The sequence below is a fragment of the Paenibacillus sp. sgz302114 genome (assembly GCF_056120345.1).
On sequence record NZ_JBVYOI010000001.1, the window covers coordinates 600623 to 619028 of the forward strand.

The 18406-nt window shown below is 51.9% G+C and carries 17 protein-coding genes; 12 read left to right on the forward strand and 5 right to left on the reverse strand.

The features are described 5' to 3' along the window. Window positions 1-217: 217 nt before the first annotated feature. From glgB to AC0LWF_RS02805, 5 genes are all read left to right on the forward strand, one after another. Complete coding sequence (gene glgB / locus AC0LWF_RS02785) at window positions 218-2170, forward strand: 1,4-alpha-glucan branching protein GlgB (protein WP_474650035.1); 1953 nt, start codon at window positions 218-220, stop codon at window positions 2168-2170. A gap of 64 nt (window positions 2171-2234) precedes the next feature. After that, window positions 2235-3401: a glucose-1-phosphate adenylyltransferase gene (locus AC0LWF_RS02790; RefSeq protein WP_474650036.1), complete on the forward strand. Its 1167-nt coding sequence runs from the start codon at window positions 2235-2237 to the stop codon at window positions 3399-3401. Further along, window positions 3398-4510 carry a glucose-1-phosphate adenylyltransferase subunit GlgD gene (gene glgD, locus AC0LWF_RS02795; RefSeq protein WP_474650037.1) on the forward strand — a complete coding sequence of 371 codons (1113 nt, stop codon included), beginning with the start codon at window positions 3398-3400 and terminating at the stop codon, window positions 4508-4510. The genes AC0LWF_RS02790 and glgD overlap by 4 nt, the downstream gene beginning before the upstream one ends. 82 nt (window positions 4511-4592) lie before the next feature. Continuing rightward, window positions 4593-6056, forward strand: a complete 1464-nt coding sequence (gene glgA / locus AC0LWF_RS02800) for a glycogen synthase GlgA (RefSeq protein WP_474650038.1) — start codon at window positions 4593-4595, stop codon at window positions 6054-6056. Then, a complete protein-coding gene (locus tag AC0LWF_RS02805; protein WP_474650039.1) occupies window positions 6038-8044 on the forward strand; it encodes a glycoside hydrolase family 15 protein in 2007 nt (668 codons plus the stop codon). Before glgA ends, AC0LWF_RS02805 begins: the two co-directional genes overlap by 19 nt. Before the next feature lie 25 nt (window positions 8045-8069). Here AC0LWF_RS02805 and AC0LWF_RS02810 read toward each other — a convergent pair whose 3' ends face one another. Next, window positions 8070-8993 carry a MerR family transcriptional regulator gene (locus tag AC0LWF_RS02810; protein WP_474650040.1) on the reverse strand — a complete coding sequence of 308 codons (924 nt, stop codon included), beginning with the start codon at window positions 8991-8993 and terminating at the stop codon, window positions 8070-8072. 125 nt (window positions 8994-9118) lie between these two features. On the opposite strand from AC0LWF_RS02810, the gene AC0LWF_RS02815 reads away from it, so the two are divergent. The 7 genes from AC0LWF_RS02815 (at window position 9119) to thrS (ending at window position 16490) form a co-directional block, all read left to right on the forward strand. Then, window positions 9119-10135, forward strand: coding sequence for an ABC transporter substrate-binding protein (locus tag AC0LWF_RS02815; RefSeq protein WP_474650041.1), 1017 nt, complete (start codon window positions 9119-9121; stop codon window positions 10133-10135). A 16-nt stretch (window positions 10136-10151) separates the two neighbouring features. Next, window positions 10152-11075: an NAD-dependent epimerase/dehydratase family protein gene (locus AC0LWF_RS02820; RefSeq protein WP_474650042.1), complete on the forward strand. Its 924-nt coding sequence runs from the start codon at window positions 10152-10154 to the stop codon at window positions 11073-11075. Between the two features lie 24 nt (window positions 11076-11099). Continuing rightward, the gene (locus AC0LWF_RS02825) at window positions 11100-12458 is read left to right on the forward strand and encodes an aromatic ring-hydroxylating oxygenase subunit alpha (protein ID WP_474650043.1); all 1359 of its coding nucleotides are present in this window, start codon (window positions 11100-11102) and stop codon (window positions 12456-12458) included. A 23-nt stretch (window positions 12459-12481) separates the two neighbouring features. Beyond that, window positions 12482-13033: an aromatic-ring-hydroxylating dioxygenase subunit beta gene (locus AC0LWF_RS02830; protein WP_474650044.1), complete on the forward strand. Its 552-nt coding sequence runs from the start codon at window positions 12482-12484 to the stop codon at window positions 13031-13033. A gap of 16 nt (window positions 13034-13049) precedes the next feature. After that, entirely contained in the window at window positions 13050-13325 is a 276-nt protein-coding gene (locus AC0LWF_RS02835) for a hypothetical protein (protein ID WP_474650045.1), read from the forward strand. Continuing rightward, window positions 13322-14194: an MBL fold metallo-hydrolase gene (locus tag AC0LWF_RS02840; protein ID WP_474650046.1), complete on the forward strand. Its 873-nt coding sequence runs from the start codon at window positions 13322-13324 to the stop codon at window positions 14192-14194. The genes AC0LWF_RS02835 and AC0LWF_RS02840 overlap by 4 nt, the downstream gene beginning before the upstream one ends. Before the next feature lie 376 nt (window positions 14195-14570). After that, window positions 14571-16490, forward strand: a complete 1920-nt coding sequence (gene thrS / locus AC0LWF_RS02845; protein ID WP_474650047.1) for a threonine--tRNA ligase — start codon at window positions 14571-14573, stop codon at window positions 16488-16490. A gap of 69 nt (window positions 16491-16559) precedes the next feature. On the opposite strand, the gene AC0LWF_RS02850 is transcribed toward thrS, so the two are convergent. The 4 genes from AC0LWF_RS02850 to gerPC form a co-directional block, all read right to left on the reverse strand. After that, entirely contained in the window at window positions 16560-16655 is a 96-nt protein-coding gene (locus AC0LWF_RS02850) for a YjcZ family sporulation protein (protein ID WP_218150164.1), read from the reverse strand. A gap of 219 nt (window positions 16656-16874) precedes the next feature. Beyond that, window positions 16875-17315: a spore germination protein GerPE gene (locus AC0LWF_RS02855; RefSeq protein ID WP_474650048.1), complete on the reverse strand. Its 441-nt coding sequence runs from the start codon at window positions 17313-17315 to the stop codon at window positions 16875-16877. Continuing rightward, entirely contained in the window at window positions 17305-17568 is a 264-nt protein-coding gene (locus AC0LWF_RS02860) for a hypothetical protein (protein ID WP_474650049.1), read from the reverse strand. Before AC0LWF_RS02860 ends, AC0LWF_RS02855 begins: the two co-directional genes overlap by 11 nt. A gap of 18 nt (window positions 17569-17586) precedes the next feature. Then, window positions 17587-18387 (reverse strand): spore germination protein GerPC, encoded by an 801-nt coding sequence (gene gerPC / locus AC0LWF_RS02865; RefSeq protein ID WP_474650050.1) that lies wholly within the window; start codon window positions 18385-18387, stop codon window positions 17587-17589. Window positions 18388-18406: the final 19 nt, after the last annotated feature.

Below are 18406 nucleotides of genomic sequence, written 5' to 3' on the forward strand. Positions count from 1 at the left end.
GTTCATCTTAGCGATATTGCGATCTAGAAGTCAAGAAGGGCCGTGGCAGCGCGTTTGCGGAGTTCATTCTTAATATTATTAAAGAAATATCTAAATTTTCTGAAAATATAGTGCGAATTGTTAAGATGGCGTGTATAATAGAATAATATCGCGCTAGTGCTAATAAAGGTGACATTTTGTTCGCAAAAAGCTGTATTTTGGGAGGTGCTAGCCTTATATGGCGAATGCTGCTGCAATCGGATTATCAATGCGCGATTTATATCTGTTCAACAAAGGTAATTATTTCCATAGTTATCGAACTTTCGGCGCGCACATCGTGCAGCTTGACGGCAAGACTGGCGTTCGATTCACAGTATGGGCGCCTAATGCGAAGGAAGTAAATGTCGCGGGCTCCTTTAATGATTGGAATGGCACCGGGTATCGCATGGAGCTAATCGGTGAAACCGGCGTATGGAGCTTATTCATTCCTGATATCGGCGCAGGCGCCAACTATAAGTATGAGATTCTGACAGCGGAGGGCAACCGGCTGCTGAAATCCGATCCGTATGCGTTCGCAGCTGAGCTTCGGCCAAGCACGGCTTCAATTGTTAGCGAACTATTCACTTATAACTGGAATGATCGAGACTGGCATCAACGTAAGCTAGAAGACAGTCCTAGCGCTTACAGCGAGCCGCTGCTCATTTATGAAGTCCATTTGGGCTCATGGCGCAATAATGGCAAGGAGCTGTTCTGGAACTACGAGCAGTTTGCTGACGAACTCGTCGAATACGTGGTGCAGATGAAGTATACACATATCGAGCTGCTGCCTATTACCGAGCATCCGCTCGACCAATCTTGGGGCTATCAGACTACCGGTTATTATGCCGCCACGAGCAGATATGGCACCCCGGAGCAATTGATGATGCTGATTGATCGCTGCCATCAGAGGGGAATCGGCGTCATTCTCGATTGGGTACCCGGACATTTCTGCAAGGACGACCATGGCTTGCGGGAGTTCGACGGTACGCCGATTTATGAGGGGAAGGACTCGAAGCGGGCGGAGAAGCCGTTATGGGGTACTCTTGCTTTTGATTATGGCTGTACGGAAGTGCAAAGTTTTCTCGTTTCGAACGCTGTCTTCTGGATGGATGTGTTCCACATTGACGGCCTCAGAGTCGATGCTGTAGCCAGCATGATCGATCTTCATTTTGATAAACCACCTGAGCTTTACACCTATAACGCTTTCGGGGGCACGGAGAATACCGACGCCCTGCGATTCCTCAAACGATTAAACGAAGTTGTGTTTCAATATTATCCTAACGCACTCATGATGGCTGAAGATTCTTCCGCTTGGCCGGCGGTAACATCGCCTACCTATATGGGTGGTCTTGGCTTCAACTTCAAATGGAACATGGGATGGATGAATGACATGCTTCGTTACATGGCGCTTGATCCGAATGATCGGATGCGTCACCACAACCTCATTACATTTTCACTGATGTACGCCTTTTCCGAAAATTACGTATTGCCTTTGTCGCACGACGAAGTCGTCCATGGCAAACGTTCTCTCCTTAACAAAATGTCTGGTACATATGAACAGAAATTCGCACAGCTCCGTCTATTTTACGGCTATTGGATGACGCATCCCGGCAAGAAGCTGCTCTTCATGGGCGGTGAATGGGGGCAGTTTGACGAATGGAAGGACGCCGAATCGCTAGATTGGATGCTGCTAGATTACGAGCTTCACGGGGCGATGCAGACTTATGTATTGTCCTTGAATGATAGATATGGCAAGACGCCATCGCTGTGGGAACGCGATTGCGATCCCGGCGGCTTCGAATGGATTGATGTACACAATGCTGCACAGAGCATCATCGTCTTTATGCGCCGCGGCCACGCGGAAGATGAATTCTCGATCATCATTTGCAATTTCTCGTATCACCACTATCCCGAATACCATGTCGGTGTTCCGAAACCGGGTCGCTACCGGACTGCAATACACAGTCAGGCGGCAGCTTTCGGCGGCAGTGTTTCTACAGCTGCTTCTACGAAAGTTCATCATAGCACCAAGACAGCTTGGCATGGAAGACCTTGCAGAATCACGCTTGATCTTCCGCCGCTATCGTTTCAAATGCTTGTTTTTGCAGATGGAGAACCTCGCCGCAACCAAGAGAAAACCATATTGCACTAAATGATGGAACTCATCATTACACGAACTGCAGCAGGTCGCTGCAGTTAAGAAGGAGAGATTGTACATGGGCAGAAAACGGATGGTGGCTATGCTTCTAGCCGGCGGGGAAGGGAAGCGACTCGGTGTGCTGACGAAAGATGTGGCAAAGCCGGCGGTCCATTTTGGCGGGAAGTACCGAATTATCGATTTTACTCTCAGCAACTGTACTCATTCGGGGATTGACACAATCGGTGTACTGACGCAGTACCAGCCTCTCGTCCTCAATGCTTACCTTGGGATCGGAAGTCCATGGGGACTGGACAGACGTGATGGTGGCATGGCTATTCTTCCGCCGTATATGAAGCAGAAGGGCGGAATGTGGTACAAAGGCACGGCGAACGCGATCTATCAGAACATGGGCTTTATCGACCAATATGATCCGGACTACGTTCTCGTTATCTCAGGTGATCATATTTACACCATGGATTACGAGCTTATGCTCCAGGAGCATGAGGAACGCGGAGCGGACGTGACGATCGCATGTATTGAGGTCAGCTTGAAGGAAGCGAGCCGCTTCGGCATTATGCATGTCGATGATGATGGGAGTATTACCAAGTTCGAAGAGAAACCGAAGGTGCCGACGAGTAACCTGGCTTCGATGGGCATTTATATTTTCTCATGGCCAGTGCTGCAGCAGTACCTCATTCGAGATGAAGCGAACCGCAGTTCCAGCAACGACTTCGGCAAGGATATTATTCCTGCAATGCTGCAGGATGGCGTCAGGCTGAACTCTTATACGTTCAAAGGATACTGGAAGGATGTCGGCACTCTCGAGAGCCTCTGGGAAGCGAATATGGATCTATTATCCGAGAATCCAGTGCTGAATTTAAATGATAAAGATTGGCGTATCTATTCTGTCAATCCGAATCGCCCTGCGCATTATACGGCGGCGACGGCGGAAATTCACGATTCACTCATTAACGAAGGCTGTTATGTAGAAGGTCTGGTGCACCGGTCGGTGCTGTTCTACGGTGTGCAGGCGGGAGCAGACTGTGAAGTGTATGAATCGGTCATCATGCCGAACGTGAAGATCGGGAAGGGAGCGCGAATCTATAAAGCAATCATCGGCGAGAATGCCATCATTGCAGATGGTGTCGTAATTGGTGATCCAAGCAGGGAGAGCGTGACGGTAATCGGTAGCGATGAATTTGTTGCGGCTAACCATTCGTTGCAGGAGGTAGAGAAGATATGAACTCCAACATACTAGGTGTTATCAATCTCATACATGAAGCGGACGAAATGGAGACATTGACCGCAAGCCGTTGCCTAGCTACCGTGCCGTTCGGAGCGCGCTACCGATTAATTGATTTCATGCTATCGAGCATGGTGAACTCAGGCATTTCGAAAGTGGCTGTATTCGCGCAGACGAAGTACCGTTCCTTAATCGACCATTTGGGCTCCGGCAAGCATTGGGATTTGCATCACCGTCAGAGCGGCCTGTTTATTCTACCTCCGGTAACAGACGATGTGAATGAAGTGCGCCGCGGCGACCTTTATCATTTCTATCAGCACCGCGATTATTTTACGCGCAGCTCACAAGAGTATGTGCTCGTTACGCGCAGCCATATGATTTGTAATATCGACTTCGAAGAGCTGCTGGTGTCACATAAGGCGAGCGGCGCGAACATTACGGTCATCTGCAAGAGACAGAATGATCTGCTTGGCGGCAAGGCGCGCAAAGTGCAAATAGACGACAGAGGCCGAATCACCTCGATGCAGGACCATTATGGCCGTCTGAATACAGATCTCATCTCGATGGAGATGTACTTAATGAAGAAGGACCTGCTGTTAGAGATCGTTGATAGCTCGCTCGCGCAAGGACAGGATCATCTCGTGCGACATGCCATTATGTCACGTCTCGACCGGCTTCATATTCAGAGTTATATCTATGAAGGCTATCTCGGCGTCGTGAACACGTTGACCAGTTACTACCAGAACAGTATGCAGCTGCTGCGTCCTGAAGTATGGAAGAGCTTGTTCTTCGAGCCGGGGCCGATCTATACAAAAGTCAAGGATGAGCCGCCTGCGCGTTACGCAGAAGGCGCGAAGACGAGCAACTCGCTCGTTGCGAACGGCTGCATCATTGAGGGGACGGTGATTAACAGTATTCTGTTTAGGGGCGTGCATGTCCGCAAAGGCGCGGTCGTACGCAACAGCATTATTATGCAGAACGGAATTGTCGGCGAGAACAGCATCGTTGACCACGTCATTCTTGATAAAGATGTAACCGTGGAGCGCAGCCGTGAGCTTCGAGGCGCTGAAGTGTCGCCGTTCCTTGCGACGAAGAGAAAGGTTATCTAAGTCGTTCACGCTATACGGATCTGCTGCAATGCTAGAGAGATAGAAGCATTAAAAGCGATAGAAGAAGAGGTGAATCCATACGATGAAAGTTTTATTTGCAGCTTCTGAGGCGGTGCCGCTCGTGAAAACGGGCGGACTCGCCGATGTCGCTGGCGCGCTGCCGAAAGCGTTAAACGCCAAAGGGGCTGACGTCCGCGTCATTCTGCCTAAGTATGATGCCATTCCTGCCGCGTTACTCGAGCAATTCGAGACGATCGCGACCTTCACGGTGCGAATCGGATTGAGGGACCAGTACTGTGGATTATTGAAGGCAGAGCTGGACGGTGTCGTCTATTATTTGATCGACAATGAGCATTATTTTAAACGCGGTGTACTGTATGGTTATGGCGACGATGCAGAACGCTTCATCTTCTTCTGCTACGCCGTCATGGAGTCGCTGTATCATCTTGATTTCCATCCGGAGATCATTCACTGTCATGACTGGCAGACAGGCCTTATCCCATTCTTGCATAAGACAAGGTATCGGTTTGATCCGGCATGTGCGGATATCGCGACGGTGTATACGATTCACAACTTGAAGTATCAAGGGGTCTTTGGGAAAGAGCTGTTCAAGGAGCTAATGAATGCCGGCGAGGAGCTGTTCTTCTCTGAAGGGATTGAGTTCTACGGAGCCGGCAACTGCATGCTCGCCGGTCTTCGTTATGCGGACAAGCTCACAACCGTTAGCCCCACCTATGCGCAGGAAATTCAAACGGAATATTATGGTGAACGGCTGGACGGACTACTGCGTCATCGCAGCGCCGATCTCGTCGGAATCGTCAACGGGATTGATACCGACTTGTTCGATCCGATGAATGACGAGGCTATTCCGTTCCCATATCGCGGCTCGCTCGCGCGCAAACGGAAGAACAAGGTGTCGCTGCAGCGTGAGCTCGGTCTGCGAGAGTCGGAGGACACGCCGCTCATCGGTGTCGTCTCGAGGCTCGTCGATCAGAAAGGCTTCGACCTGATCGCCGCTGTGTTCGGCGAGATTCTGCAGGAAGATGTGCAGCTCGTCGTGCTCGGCTCCGGCGACTCGCAGTATGAAGATCTGTTCCGTACAGCGGAGCTGGAGCGCCCAGGACAGGTTGCGACCTGGTTCGGCTTTAACGACGGACTTGCCCGCCGCATCTATGCTGGCAGCGATATGTACTTGATGCCGTCGCAATTCGAACCATGCGGACTGAGCCAATTGCTTGCGCTTCGTTACCGCAGCGTTCCGATTGTGAGGGAGACCGGCGGATTAAAAGACACTGTACTTGCCTATGACGAATATACTGGGGAAGGCAACGGCTTCAGCTTCGCGAATTATAACGCGCACGATATGCTTCACACGATTAGAAGAGCAATTGGCTTCTATAAGGATGAAGCGGCATGGCAGCAAATTGTCACGAACAGCGCCAAGGAAGACTACAGCTGGACCCGCTCGGCGAAAGCCTACATGTCGCTTTACACCACGATTTCGCCACTTAGAAAGGAGCGCCAGCCATGGCCCGTCATCTCGTAATCGGCAACGGTAAAATTCTGATCAACCTAGATCGCAACTGTTATATTCGGGATATTTACTATCCATTCGTTGGACAACTGAATCATGTCGGCGGACAATATTGCAGGCTCGGCATATGGGTAGCTGGCCAATTCTCTTGGCTCGAAGACCCGGATTGGAAGATCGAGCTTGGCTACATCGAAGATTCGCTTGTTACGAATGTCATCGCACGCAATGAAAGGCTTGCGATTGAGCTGCATATGAATGACGGCATTCACCAGCGTGAGTGCATCTACATTAAACGTGTCGTCGTCCGCAACTTAGCGGGTGATGCACGGGAAGTGCGGCTATTCTTCCATCAGGATTTGATGATTGACGGCTCAGAGGTTGGAGATACAGCCGCCTATTATCCGGATAATCATACGTTATATCATTACAAACGGTCTTCTTACTTCATGTTTAACGGCTTCTCGGATGAAGGCGGCATGACGCAGTATACGACAGGTATCAAGCGGTTCCATTCCGCAGAAGGCACTTGGCGTGACGCCGAGGACGGCAACCTGATGGGTAACTCGATTGCCCAGGGCTCTGTCGACAGCACGATCAGCTTCCGGACGGTCGTACCACCTAATGGAGAACAGACGATATACTACTGGATGTCCATTGGCAGCGATCTTGAAGCGGTGAAGAAGCTGAACCAGTATGTGCAGGACAGCCATCCGGAGAAGCTGCTCAGCCGAATCGTCATCTACTGGAATCATTGGCTGCAGCGCGCTGAACATAATCTCGGTGATCTATCGCCGGAGGTTGCCCGGTTGTTCCGGCTCAGCCTGCTGCTCGTTCGGACGCAGACGGACGAACGAGGTGCCATTATAGCAGCGAATGACACGGATATTCTGCAATACAACCGCGACCATTACAGCTACATGTGGCCGCGCGACGGCGCTCTAATCGCAGAAGCGATGTCAGCGGCGGGCTTCCAGAGTGTCATTGCGCCGTTCTTCCAGTTCTGCGCGCAAGCCTTGTCACCGGATGGCTACTTGTACCACAAGTACAATCCAGACGGCACGGTCGGCTCCAGCTGGCATCCTTACATTGTGCAAGGAAGCCGGAGGCTGCCGATTCAGGAGGATGAGACGGCACTTGTACTGTTCGCGTTATGGAAGGACTATACGCGCCATCAAGTGATCGAGCTGCCGCAATCGCTTTACAACAATCTGATCCGCAAAAGTGCTGCATTCCTCAGCCAATATATGGATTACAGCTTATCGCTTCCGAAGCCGAGCTATGATCTGTGGGAAGAGCGATATGGCATCTGGACATATACCGTGGCATCGGTTTATGGCGGCTTAATCGCGGCAGCATTCTTCACGGAGCTGTTCGGCGACTATGAACGAAGCGATCATTTCCGTTCGACCGCGCATTCGGTCAAGCAGGCGATGATCACGCATCTGTGGGATGAGGAGTCTGGCCGGTTCGCGCGTGGACTTATCCAGAAAGATAATCAATGGGTGAAGGATATGACGCTGGAGAGCAGTCTGTTCGGGATTTGGGAGTTCGGCGTTCTTCCGGTTGATGACGAGCGGGTCATTAAGACGATGAATGCGATCAAAGGCGGTCTGTCCGTTCGCACGCATGTCGGCGGCGCGGCGCGCTACACGAACGATTACTACTTCCAACAGTCAGGCGACATCGAGAATGTGCCGGGAAATCCATGGATTATTTGTACACTCTGGGTTGCTAATTTCGAGATTGAATCGGCGAAGAGTCTTGCCGATCTCGAGAAGCCTCGCGAGACGTTGCAATGGGTCGTTGATCATGCCCTCGGAAGCGGCGTTCTGCCGGAGCAGCTGCATCCGCTTGACGGTAGTCCGATGTCGGTTGCGCCGCTTACATGGTCGCATGCGACTTATGTGCAGTCGGTTACCCGGTATGCAGAGAAGTATAAGGAGCTCATTGCGGCTGCGGCAGTATCAGCTGCTGCAGAGAAGCAATATGAGCAGGCATAATTGAAGAAGAACAGCAGTCTGGGCATTAATGCTCTGGCTGCTGTTCTTTTTTGTGCTTCTCGGATTTATGCTGAACGGGCACTTGAATTTCAAACATCACTTCGCTCGGATTGTCGGTAATCGTAATATCGACCTGCATAATTTGCAGCGCATCGCCGGTGATGACATAGCCTTGCTTCTCCAGCTCGCCGCAGAGCAGTGCTAGGCTCTCGCTACGGTTCCATAGCTCGCCGTAATAGCGAATGCAAGCGAATAGCCCCTCCGGGATGCGGATAAGATGCGGCTTGGCGACGGCTGTTGAGCGCTTCGCGACGACGAAGATCATTGAAGGTGACTCGAATCGGCGTGATTCCAAATCTTCCTGCGAGAGCAGTACACCGAGCCGATTGCTTGCAAGAATAGGCGCGGTCTCCGTCAGCTGGTTCTCCAGTCCAAGCACTCCATAGCATAACTCCAGATTGCTGTTAATCTTCTGATGCAGCGTAAACAGCTTCCGGCGTTCCAAATGGCGGAACACGACCGCAGGCCGTTTGGCTGCTGTGCCGTCCCTCATGTACTCGTCTACTTCCGTCGCAGCATCTGCCTCTGCCTCAGCATCAGCAAGCAGCCCTCGCAGAAACACGAGCTTATCTCGTACGTTCTCCTCGAGCGCCGTCAATTCTTTTACCTTCTGGACAAGCTCCTCATGCTTTGCCGCCAACAGCTCGGTCGAGTTGCGTATGTTGCGCTCATTGAAATACTGCTTGATCTCCGTCGTATTCATGCCGATTTCCCGAAGTTCCTTAATCGTGCCGAGCACTTCATATTGAAAAATCGAGTAATACCGGTAGCTCGTCTGCGGGTCTACATACTGAGGCTTAAACAGGTCGATACGGTCATAATGGCGCAATGTCTCAGTCGTCATGCCGCGCAGCTGCGCCATTTCGCTGATCGTTAACCGTTCCTTCATCGCCGATTCGCCTCGCTTTACTATTTTACGAGATATTCATGTAATAAAATATAACATCACCGTTGACTTTTGTGTAGCACAAACGTTTACAATCGCCTTAAGTTAATCGATTGGAGGGATAAAACATGAAAAAACGTATCGTTTCAGCAGCCGCCGCCTGTGTGATGGCCGCATTGCTGCTCACCTCATGCTCTAGCAGCGGCAATGGCAATTCCGGGGGGAAGAGCGATGAACCGCTCAAGATTGGACTTAACCCGTTCCCAACCTACTTCCTCTGGTACGTTGCAGAAGAGAAAGGCTTCTTCAAGAAGCATGATGTTCCGGTGCAGCTGGAATGGTTCCCGAGCTATAGCGATGGCCTATCGGCGCTCAATTCGGGCAATGTGGATGCGAACAGTCAGACTTTAAGCGATACGCTGCCACCAGTCGGCAAAGGCATCAAGCTGCAAATTCCGATGATCATCGACTATTCCGACGGCGCAGACGGCTTCGTCGTAGATCCTTCGATTAACAGCATCGCGGATTTGAAGGGCAAGCGTGTCGCGACCGAGCTGGGGACGGTCGATCAATTCTTCCTCTTAACTGTTCTGAAGGAGAACGGACTGGCGGAGAAAGATATCAATTACTTCAACATGGCGATTACGGATGCCGGTTCCTCCTTCCTCGCAGGCAAGATTGACGCCGCCGTCATCTGGGAGCCGTTCCTAAGCGAAACGCTCAGCTCCGGTAAAGGCAAGCTGTTGTTCTCGTCTAAGAAGACACCAGGCTTGTTGATGGATTCGATCACCTTCCGCGAGAGTGTCATTGAGAAACGGCCGGAGGATGTGAAGCATGTAATGGCGGCTTGGTTCGACGCCGTTGCATACCTGAAGAGCAATCCAGATGAAGCGATCGCCATCATGGCGAAGCATGCGGAGATTACGCCGGAGGAATTCAAAACCTCGCTCGAAGGCGTAAAGGTTTATGACCTGCAAGATAACGTAGCTACGCAGAAGGACGAAGAAGCTTACACATCCGTTCGGTATAACGGCCAGAAAGTCGGCGAGTTTCTGAAGGATTTGGAGTTTATCGATGACCTGCCGGATATGAACAAGCTTTACAATCCATCCTTTATCAATGAATTGGTGAAGGAATCCAAATAAGCTGGAGGCGAGTGCGATGACGATTTTGGTAACAGGCGGGATGGGATTTCTTGGGTCGAGTTTGGTTCCGATGCTGCGTGAGAAAGGATACGAAGTGGTCAGTTATGACCGACGCGCGAAGGACAATGGGGGCGACGAGAGGCTCGCTTATGTGCAAGGGGATCTGCTCGATCTACCGCTTCTGCTCGAAACAATCCGCAAATATAACATCGAACGCATCATTCATACGGCAGCGATCTCGCATCCCGTAACAGCGATTGATATCCCGTATCAGACGGTGCTGACGAATGCGCTTGGGACGACGAATGTGTTCGAAGCGGCTCGGTTGTCAGGCATAACACGCGTTGTCAACTTAAGCTCGGAATACGCTTATGGCAATAACGCCGAGCTTGGCATCGTGACGGAGGATGTGCCGCTGCATCCGAGCGGCGTGTATGGCGCAACGAAGGTGTTCACGGAGAAGCTTGCTTACGGGTATCGGAACCTGTACGGCCTCGAAATTCCGTCGCTTCGTCCGGGCTGGTTGTATGGACCGGGGCAGTTTATGCAGTGCTTCATGAAGGATCTTATTCAGAACGCGATCCGCAAGGAGCCGACCTACTTGAAGGAAGGCCGCGATTACGGCTTCCAATACGTCCATGTGAAGGATGTTGCCAAGGCGTGCATCTGTGCGATGGAAGCGGACAGTTCGGCGATGAAGGGCTACGTCTACAGCATTACTGCCGGTTACAAAACGACTTTCGGTGAGCTGATCGCATTCGTGCAGGAGCTATATCCAGACGCGGTTATCGAAGTGGGCGAAGGCAGGTTCTCCGAGCTGGATCACTACGGCACATTCGATATTACGAAGGCTCGTGAAGAAATCGGCTATGTGCCTTCCATGCCATTCGAAGAGAGTGTCCGCGCCTATGCGCGCTGGCTAGAGAACAATCCTTACTAAACGAAGGAACGAGGTGCTTCTACGATGACGAACGAGACGATAGCCCCACCGAAACACGGCCGTGCGAAGGAGCTGTTGCGTGAGATGCGCGAGAGCTTGAAGGAAGGCATCATTCCCGTCGGAATATTCAATGACCGCGAGCTGTATGAGCTGGAGATAGAGAAGATTTTTACGAAAAAATGGATCTATGTCGGTCTTGAGTCCGAAATTCCGTCTCCTGGCGACTATGTGCTTCGCTACATCGGTGAGGACCCGTTCATCGTAAACCGCGATGAATCCGGCGAGATCCGCGTCATGCTAGACGCCTGCGTCCACCGCGGCGTTAGAGTATGCCGTGCGGAGAAGGGGAACGCATCGCACTTCCGCTGCCCCTATCACGGCTTTATCTATAAGAACAACGGCGATCTGATCGGAATGCCCGCCCAGAAGCATGCCTACAACGGTCTGAATAAGAAGGAATGGGGGCTGCTAGAGGCAAGGTGCGAGCTCATTCACGGACTTATCTTTGCTTGCTTGGATAAAGAAACACCGCCGCTAGAGGAGTATTTAGCAGACAGCAAATATTACCTTGATCTGCTGTTCGGGCTGCAGGACGAGGGGCTGGAGGTCATCGGCGAGCCGCAGCGCTGGATTGTCAATGCGAATTGGAAAGTCGCGGCGGAGAACTTCAGCGGAGACGCGTACCACCTGATTTTCCTGCATCATTCGGCGTACGAGGTTGGCTCTTCTCCTTTCTCCATGCTTGCGAATATGAACGGGGAGCAAATTCTCGCCGGCAACGGGCACTGCGTCGACATCTCGCTCGATAAGACGGAGCAGGTGATCGAGATGCCTTACTGGAACTTCCCGAAGGAGATCGTCGATACATTCCGCCTTGACCGTCTGGAGCCGAAAGGGCTTGAAATCGTAAGGGACTCCAAGGAAATGCTCGGCAATATTTTTCCGAACAGCTCGTTTCTGCTCATGACTGTAACACCCGAGCGGGATTTGCCGCCGGTGCCGTTCATCAGCATGCGTCAGTGGCGGCCGAAGGGACCGGATCAGATCGAGATTTGGAACTGGTTCCTCATGTTCAAGAATACCCCGCAGTCGTTCAAGGAAGCCTCGTACCGCGCCGGCTCCGCTACATTCAGCTTGGCGGGCATCTTCGAAATGGATGATTCCATGACATGGGAGACGATTACACAGACGGCAGGGAACCGATTCGCCAAAGACAACCTGAAGTTGAACTTCCAGATGGGCATGAATGGCATGGGCAAGGCAAAGCGCGACGAGGAATGGCCGCTGCCGGGTATTGCTTACTATCCGCGATATGGCGAGGGCAATCAGCGGTACTTCTATGAGTCGTATGTCGATATCATGCTGGCTGGAGATGAAGAGTAGAGAAGGGAAAGGGCGGATGAACGATGGCAGATTTGTTGACAGAAGCTGTATCCGTATCGTCGCAGCAGCAGGAGCTGCTGATTGCTGCACAGCAGTTCTTAATAGCAGAAGCGGAATTGCTTGACGGTGGTGAATACACCGAGTGGATGGCGGTATTGACAGAGGATATTCGTTATCAAATCCCGATCAGACTAACGCGCGAACGGCATGCAGCCAGCCCGTTCAGCGATCAGGCGTGGCATATGAACGAGAACTACAAATCGATCCAGATGCGGGTCGAGCGGACGTTCTCCGACTATAACTGGGCGGAGGACCCGCCGTCGAGAACGAGACATTTTCTGACCAACTTCCGGCTTGTTGATGTGAGCGAGAATTCGAGCGGAGCGAGGGAAATCATTGTGAAGAGCAATTTGCTGCTGTTCCGCAGTCGATTCGACAGCCCAACGCACGACTTGGTATCAGGCGAGAGAGAAGATACGCTTCGGCTGGACGGTTCTACATGGAAACTCGCCAAACGGTTTGTGAAGCTTGACCATACGACGATGGGCATCAGCAGCTTAGGTATTTTCTTATAGGACGGGGAGTGGACGGATGTCGGCAGCGGAAACGGAAATTCGGATTGCGAATGAGTTCGCAAGCGTAACGGTTCGGAAGGTGAAAACCCGAAACGGCGAGCGGCTCGAAATTGTTTCGAACGGTCTAGGGCTGCAGGTCAGCCTGGACCCCTTATCGCTGGAGAGCTTAACCTGGCAGCGTGCGGATATGTATTCGGCATTGCTGCAAACGCCACTCGAGCCTTATCCATTCAAGGAAGTGACCGAGCTCGAGCTGCAGCTGCCAAGAGAAAAGGAGGAGGCTTCCAAATGATGGCTTACCAATCCGAGCATGTTCATCTGTTTCAAAGCGAGCTGTATCAGACGAATGCGATGGTTATCGAGACCGCTGATCTTGTACTTGTCGTTGACCCGAACTATTTGCCTTCGGAGGTTGAGGCGATCAGGCTGTATGTGGATGAAGTGCGCGGCTCGCGTCCGGTGTACCTGTTCTTCACCCACTCCGACTTCGATCATATCGTCGGCTACGGTTCGTTTACCGACTGCACGGTTATCGCGGGCGAAGCTTTCGTGAACCATCCGGATAAAGCGGAGCGGGTTGAAGTCGTCGCTCGCTTGGACGATGAATTTTATATCGACCGCCCTTATGACATTGTGTTTCCACAGGTGGATATCGTCATCAAGCGTGAAGGACAGCAGCTTGTTATAGGCTCGACCGTGCTTACATTCCAGACGGCGTACGGTCATAACGGAGACGGGCTCATGTGCCATGTGGCGCCGCTGGACCTGCTCATTACAGGAGATTATGTATCGGATATCGAATTTCCGTTTGTTTTCGACTCGTATGCGAATTACCGCGAAACATTGGCGAAGATTGGGGCATATAGCGATTCATCCCCAGCCTTGCTCTTGCTTCCAAGCCACGGCAGCGCAACGAATGATCGCGTTGAAATTACGGACCGTATCAAGGTTTCAGTAGACTACTTGCTGCTAACAGAAAAGCTATACGAATCGCGCAATCAGGACGAGAGCGAGTTTGAACTCAAGTTCGAGTTCGAGGAGTTCATGATACTGCACGGTTACCGGTATAAGCGAGGGTTCCGCTTGCGGCATGAAGCGAACATGAAGCTGCTTGCGAAAGAGCGACAGCGGGCGGCTCAAGTATCATTTTCAGAAAATTAGGTGAATGGCTCTTGAACTTTTCGAAGGACCCGCCTATAATATGGAGCACAGAAGTATATCAGGCGATAACCAAAGACATGATTCCCATACGTCAGGCTGCACAGAGAGAGGAGCGATTGCTGCAAGCTCCTTCTGTCCTGAGATCGGAGTTACCCCTTTGCAGCTGTGCCGTTGAACCTTGGCGACTATGTGTCCCAGTTGTAAATGGCGCCGTCTTATCCACGTTACAGGATGCTAAGAAGGACCTCTCGCACACGGAAGCTTATGCTTCGCGAGGGTTGAATTAGGGTGGAACCACGAGCTGAACGCACTCGTCCCTTACGGACATGTGCGTTTTTTTGCGTTCAAATTTGCCAATTGAAACGGAGGAAGTTTCGTGGGAAACATCGTAAATGTAAAGCTGCCAAGTGGAATGGTAAGAAGCTACGAAGCAGGGGTATCGGTGGAGGATGTGGCGAAATCCATTAGCGCATCCTTGGCGAAGCAAGCTGTAGCGGGCAAGGTGAACGGGAAGCTGGTTGATCTCAGCCGTCTCGTGGAAGAAGATTGCGAGCTTGCGATTATCGAGCAAGACAGTGAGGAGGGGCAACACATCCTCCGTCACAGCGCTGCGCATCTAATGGCGCAGGCGATTAAGCGCATCTACGGTGAAGAAGCTGTTCAGCTAGGCGTCGGACCGGTAATTGAGGATGGCTTCTACTATGACGTTGCGATTGCACAGCCGCTCGCCCCAGCAGATTTGCAGGCGATTGAGAAAGAAATGGAGCGGATCGTGCAGCAAAATGTACCGATTGTCCGCCGCATCGTAAGTCGCGAGGAAGCACTTGAATTCTTCGGGAGCCGAGGCGAGCATCTGAAGCAGGAGCTCATCCGGGACTTGCCGGAATCGGAAGTCATCTCGATCTATGAGCAGGGGGAGTTCGCTGATCTGTGTAGAGGGCCGCATCTTCCGTCTACAGGGCGGATCAAGGCGTTCAAGCTGCAGTCGGTAGCTGGCGCATACTGGCGGGGCAATTCCGACAATGAGGTGCTGCAGCGCATCTATGGCACAGCGTTCTCTAAGAAGTCGCAGCTGGATGAGCATCTGCAGCTGCTTGAGGAGGCGAAGAAGCGGGATCATCGGAAGCTCGGCAAGGAGCTGGAGCTGTTCATGTTCTCGGAGGAAGCGCCGGGCATGCCGTTCTATCTGCCGAAAGGGATGAAGCTGCGGACAGAGCTTGAGCAATTCTCCCGGGAGATGCAGAACAGACGCGGATATGATGAGGTTCGTACGCCGCTCATGATGAATGAGCGGTTGTGGCAAGAGTCCGGCCACTGGGATCATTACAAGGACAATATGTATTTCACTGAAGTCGATGAGACAGATTATGCGCTCAAGCCGATGAACTGCCCAGGACATATGCTGATCTATAAGAATAGCCTTCATTCGTATCGCGAGCTGCCTCTTCGCATCGCGGAGTTCGGACAGGTGCACCGACATGAGTTTTCCGGTGCGCTGAACGGAATGATGCGGGTGCGGACATTTTGCCAGGATGATGCGCATTTGTTCGTACGGCCAGACCAGATCGAGGAGGAGATCGGCAAAATCATCGCGCTCATTGACGACATCTATGCGGTGTTCGGGTTCTCCTACCGAATTGAGCTGTCGACTCGTCCAGAAGATTCGATGGGCTCACAGGAGCTATGGGACCAAGCGGAATCCTCGCTTCAGCTGGTTCTCGATCACAGGGGCATCACATACCGAGTGAATGAAGGCGACGGTGCATTCTATGGACCGAAGATTGATTTCCACATCCTTGATGCGCTGAAGCGCAGCTGGCAATGTGCAACGATTCAGCTGGATTTCCAAATGCCGGAGAAATTCGACTTGTCCTATATCGGAGAGGACGGCGCTAAACACCGTCCAGTCGTTATTCACCGAGCCGTCTATGGCTCGATTGACCGGTTCATCGGTATTCTGACTGAGCATTATGCTGGCGCATTTCCGCTATGGCTCTCGCCGGTACAGGTCAAAGTGATTCCAGTGTCCGAGAAAGATGTTGACCATGCGTTCTCCGTGAAGCAGCAGCTGGAGGAGGCAGGGCTGCGCACCGTGATTGATCATCGGAACGAGAAGCTTGGCTATAAGATCCGCGAAGCACAGCTTGAGAAGGTGCCGTATATGCTCGTACTGGGTGAAGCGGAGCGCCAATCGAACGGCGTTGCTGTTAGGCAGAGGGGAAAAGGCGACATCGGAACCATATCGATCGCCGTTTTCATCCAGCAGCTTAAGGACGAGGTTGTCTCGAAAAAGTAAAAACAAGCACAAGCAAAAACCGGCCCTGCACCCATGGCAGGACCGGTTCTTGTTATGAGCAATAGGATGTTAGATAAAACCGCCACGAAGAACGATTACTAACAAAATATAGAGTACAAGAATAATGCCTGCACTAGTCCAAAGAAGGCCTGGTCCGCATCCCATTCCTGCGCCACCTACACCGCCGTATCCCACTGTACATACCTCCCGAGTGGTTATTTTGTGATGTTTCTGATCACATTTGTAATATATGCCTTTGCTAGTAATTCGATTGGACGTTTGTACCGGGTGCAATTGTATTTGTACATTCGCCCAGATCGGGTTGCTGCAGCTGCGCGGGTCGATATGCCTGGCATGTCAAGCGCCTACTTTAAGATTCGAATCTTATATCGTCGGAACAGGTGATGACACAGAGAATTGCCGCACATGCTTGACTCTAGCCTCGCCTTTCATCTTCAGACCATTGCCGACAAGCAGCAGCGCCGCGCTGCTGACCGCAATAATCTCGATGCAGCCGACGCTGATCGTAGGCAAGCAATTGGTTGTCCGAACATAATCCGGCTCGGAATCCATTTCATTGATGAGGGGCTTCATCGTTGGAGTCTCACGGTCGAAGATGTCGTAGGATTCGAAATAAACATTGCCGGATGTGAGATGATCCGAAGCTCGCTGAACGGCAAGCGCGCGCAGCGATGCATTTACTTCAGCACGGTCGCCAATCTGCACGACTGAGGCGGAACCCACTGTGTTCACGTAGATGCCGCCAACTTCGGAAGTGCGGACCGGGAAGTCCTCTTGCTGCGACTCATTCGTCTCAAGATTCATGCTGTAGCAGCGCCTCCAGTCCTTCCAGCGTTGCCTTCTTGAAGACATCTGCTTCGCCTTCGGCGCGTTCAAACCCTTCCGGCTCTTCAAGCGGCGCAAGCGGTCCAACGATGACGGACTCCGGCGGCGTATCGAACATGGAGACGAGCGAAATCTGCTCCGTATCTCCGATTTGAAGCATGGAGGCACTCGCGACACCGGTTAATTGAATGCTCCCGACGGCGAGCACATGATTGACTACGTTTAGTTGCATTCGCGCTCAGGCCCCTTTCTAATTACCGTTGTTCTTCAGCTTACTCATATAGTTGCGCAGCGCCATCTCGATATCGCGCGTTGTCTTGGAGATGACGGTTTGCGGTATGCTTGGTTTGTCGATCTCACCAGTACCTGGACTGCTTTGTCCGTCAGATTGCAAATGCGTGCCGTTATGCGACTTGGACACTTGCTCGATATAGAACTGGATGCGCGTGCTCATTTGCTTGCGAATATCTTCAATGACAAGTCTGCGGTGATAGGGATCAAGCGGGATGGCCATTTCCGTCTCGATCGCCTTGAGCCGTTCAGGGGCTGTATGATCGAGGAATAGATCGACCTGCCGCCGAACTTCCGGGAACGGGGCGGAAGGCATGACATCTTGCGGTCCGCCGACCAAGCCGCCTTGTGCCGGGAAGTGATTGACTTTGCTGTTCTGCGCATTCTGGGCTGGAGTCAGTTTCTTGCCCAGCAAGTTCGGATCGTTCACGACGACCTCGCTCACATTGCCTTTGCCCGGCAGAACGAGCTGGCCGACTTCCTTGACGAATTCTTCGCTTGGCGGGGTCATCCCAATATTGAGCGTGCCGTCCAGCTTCTCGACCTTCAATTGGTCAAAATGATATTGTATCGTATCGACATGATACATCGGTTTGTTTTCAGTCATTTCGATGCGCATATTCAGCATTTCAATCTGCTTATTCAGCTTATTAATGACGGCCTGCTGCTCATTCAGCTGGCAATGCAGCTTATGCATATTATGGCTGAGCAGATTCCACATCTGCCACGGCGTGAGCGGCTGTTGATCGCTTGGCTGCATGGGCAATAGGCACCTCCGT

Excerpts from the sequence above, each read along its gene's own strand:
- glgD (WP_474650037.1), top strand. The coding sequence starts at position 3,398 with ATGAACTCCAACATACTAGGTGTTATCAATCTCATACATGAAGCGGAC.
- AC0LWF_RS02810 (WP_474650040.1), bottom strand. The coding sequence starts at position 8,993 with ATGAAGGAACGGTTAACGATCAGCGAAATGGCGCAGCTGCGCGGCATG.
- AC0LWF_RS02805 (WP_474650039.1), top strand. The coding sequence starts at position 6,038 with ATGGCCCGTCATCTCGTAATCGGCAACGGTAAAATTCTGATCAACCTA.
- AC0LWF_RS02815 (WP_474650041.1), top strand. The coding sequence starts at position 9,119 with ATGAAAAAACGTATCGTTTCAGCAGCCGCCGCCTGTGTGATGGCCGCA.
- glgB (WP_474650035.1), top strand. The coding sequence starts at position 218 with ATGGCGAATGCTGCTGCAATCGGATTATCAATGCGCGATTTATATCTG.
- glgA (WP_474650038.1), top strand. The coding sequence starts at position 4,593 with ATGAAAGTTTTATTTGCAGCTTCTGAGGCGGTGCCGCTCGTGAAAACG.
- AC0LWF_RS02855 (WP_474650048.1), bottom strand. The coding sequence starts at position 17,315 with ATGAATCTTGAGACGAATGAGTCGCAGCAAGAGGACTTCCCGGTCCGC.
- AC0LWF_RS02790 (WP_474650036.1), top strand. The coding sequence starts at position 2,235 with ATGGGCAGAAAACGGATGGTGGCTATGCTTCTAGCCGGCGGGGAAGGG.
- AC0LWF_RS02860 (WP_474650049.1), bottom strand. The coding sequence starts at position 17,568 with ATGCAACTAAACGTAGTCAATCATGTGCTCGCCGTCGGGAGCATTCAA.
- AC0LWF_RS02830 (WP_474650044.1), top strand. The coding sequence starts at position 12,482 with ATGGCAGATTTGTTGACAGAAGCTGTATCCGTATCGTCGCAGCAGCAG.
- AC0LWF_RS02820 (WP_474650042.1), top strand. The coding sequence starts at position 10,152 with ATGACGATTTTGGTAACAGGCGGGATGGGATTTCTTGGGTCGAGTTTG.
- AC0LWF_RS02840 (WP_474650046.1), top strand. The coding sequence starts at position 13,322 with ATGATGGCTTACCAATCCGAGCATGTTCATCTGTTTCAAAGCGAGCTG.
- AC0LWF_RS02850 (WP_218150164.1), bottom strand. The coding sequence starts at position 16,655 with ATGGGATGCGGACCAGGCCTTCTTTGGACTAGTGCAGGCATTATTCTT.
- AC0LWF_RS02825 (WP_474650043.1), top strand. The coding sequence starts at position 11,100 with ATGACGAACGAGACGATAGCCCCACCGAAACACGGCCGTGCGAAGGAG.
- gerPC (WP_474650050.1), bottom strand. The coding sequence starts at position 18,387 with ATGCAGCCAAGCGATCAACAGCCGCTCACGCCGTGGCAGATGTGGAAT.
- AC0LWF_RS02835 (WP_474650045.1), top strand. The coding sequence starts at position 13,050 with ATGTCGGCAGCGGAAACGGAAATTCGGATTGCGAATGAGTTCGCAAGC.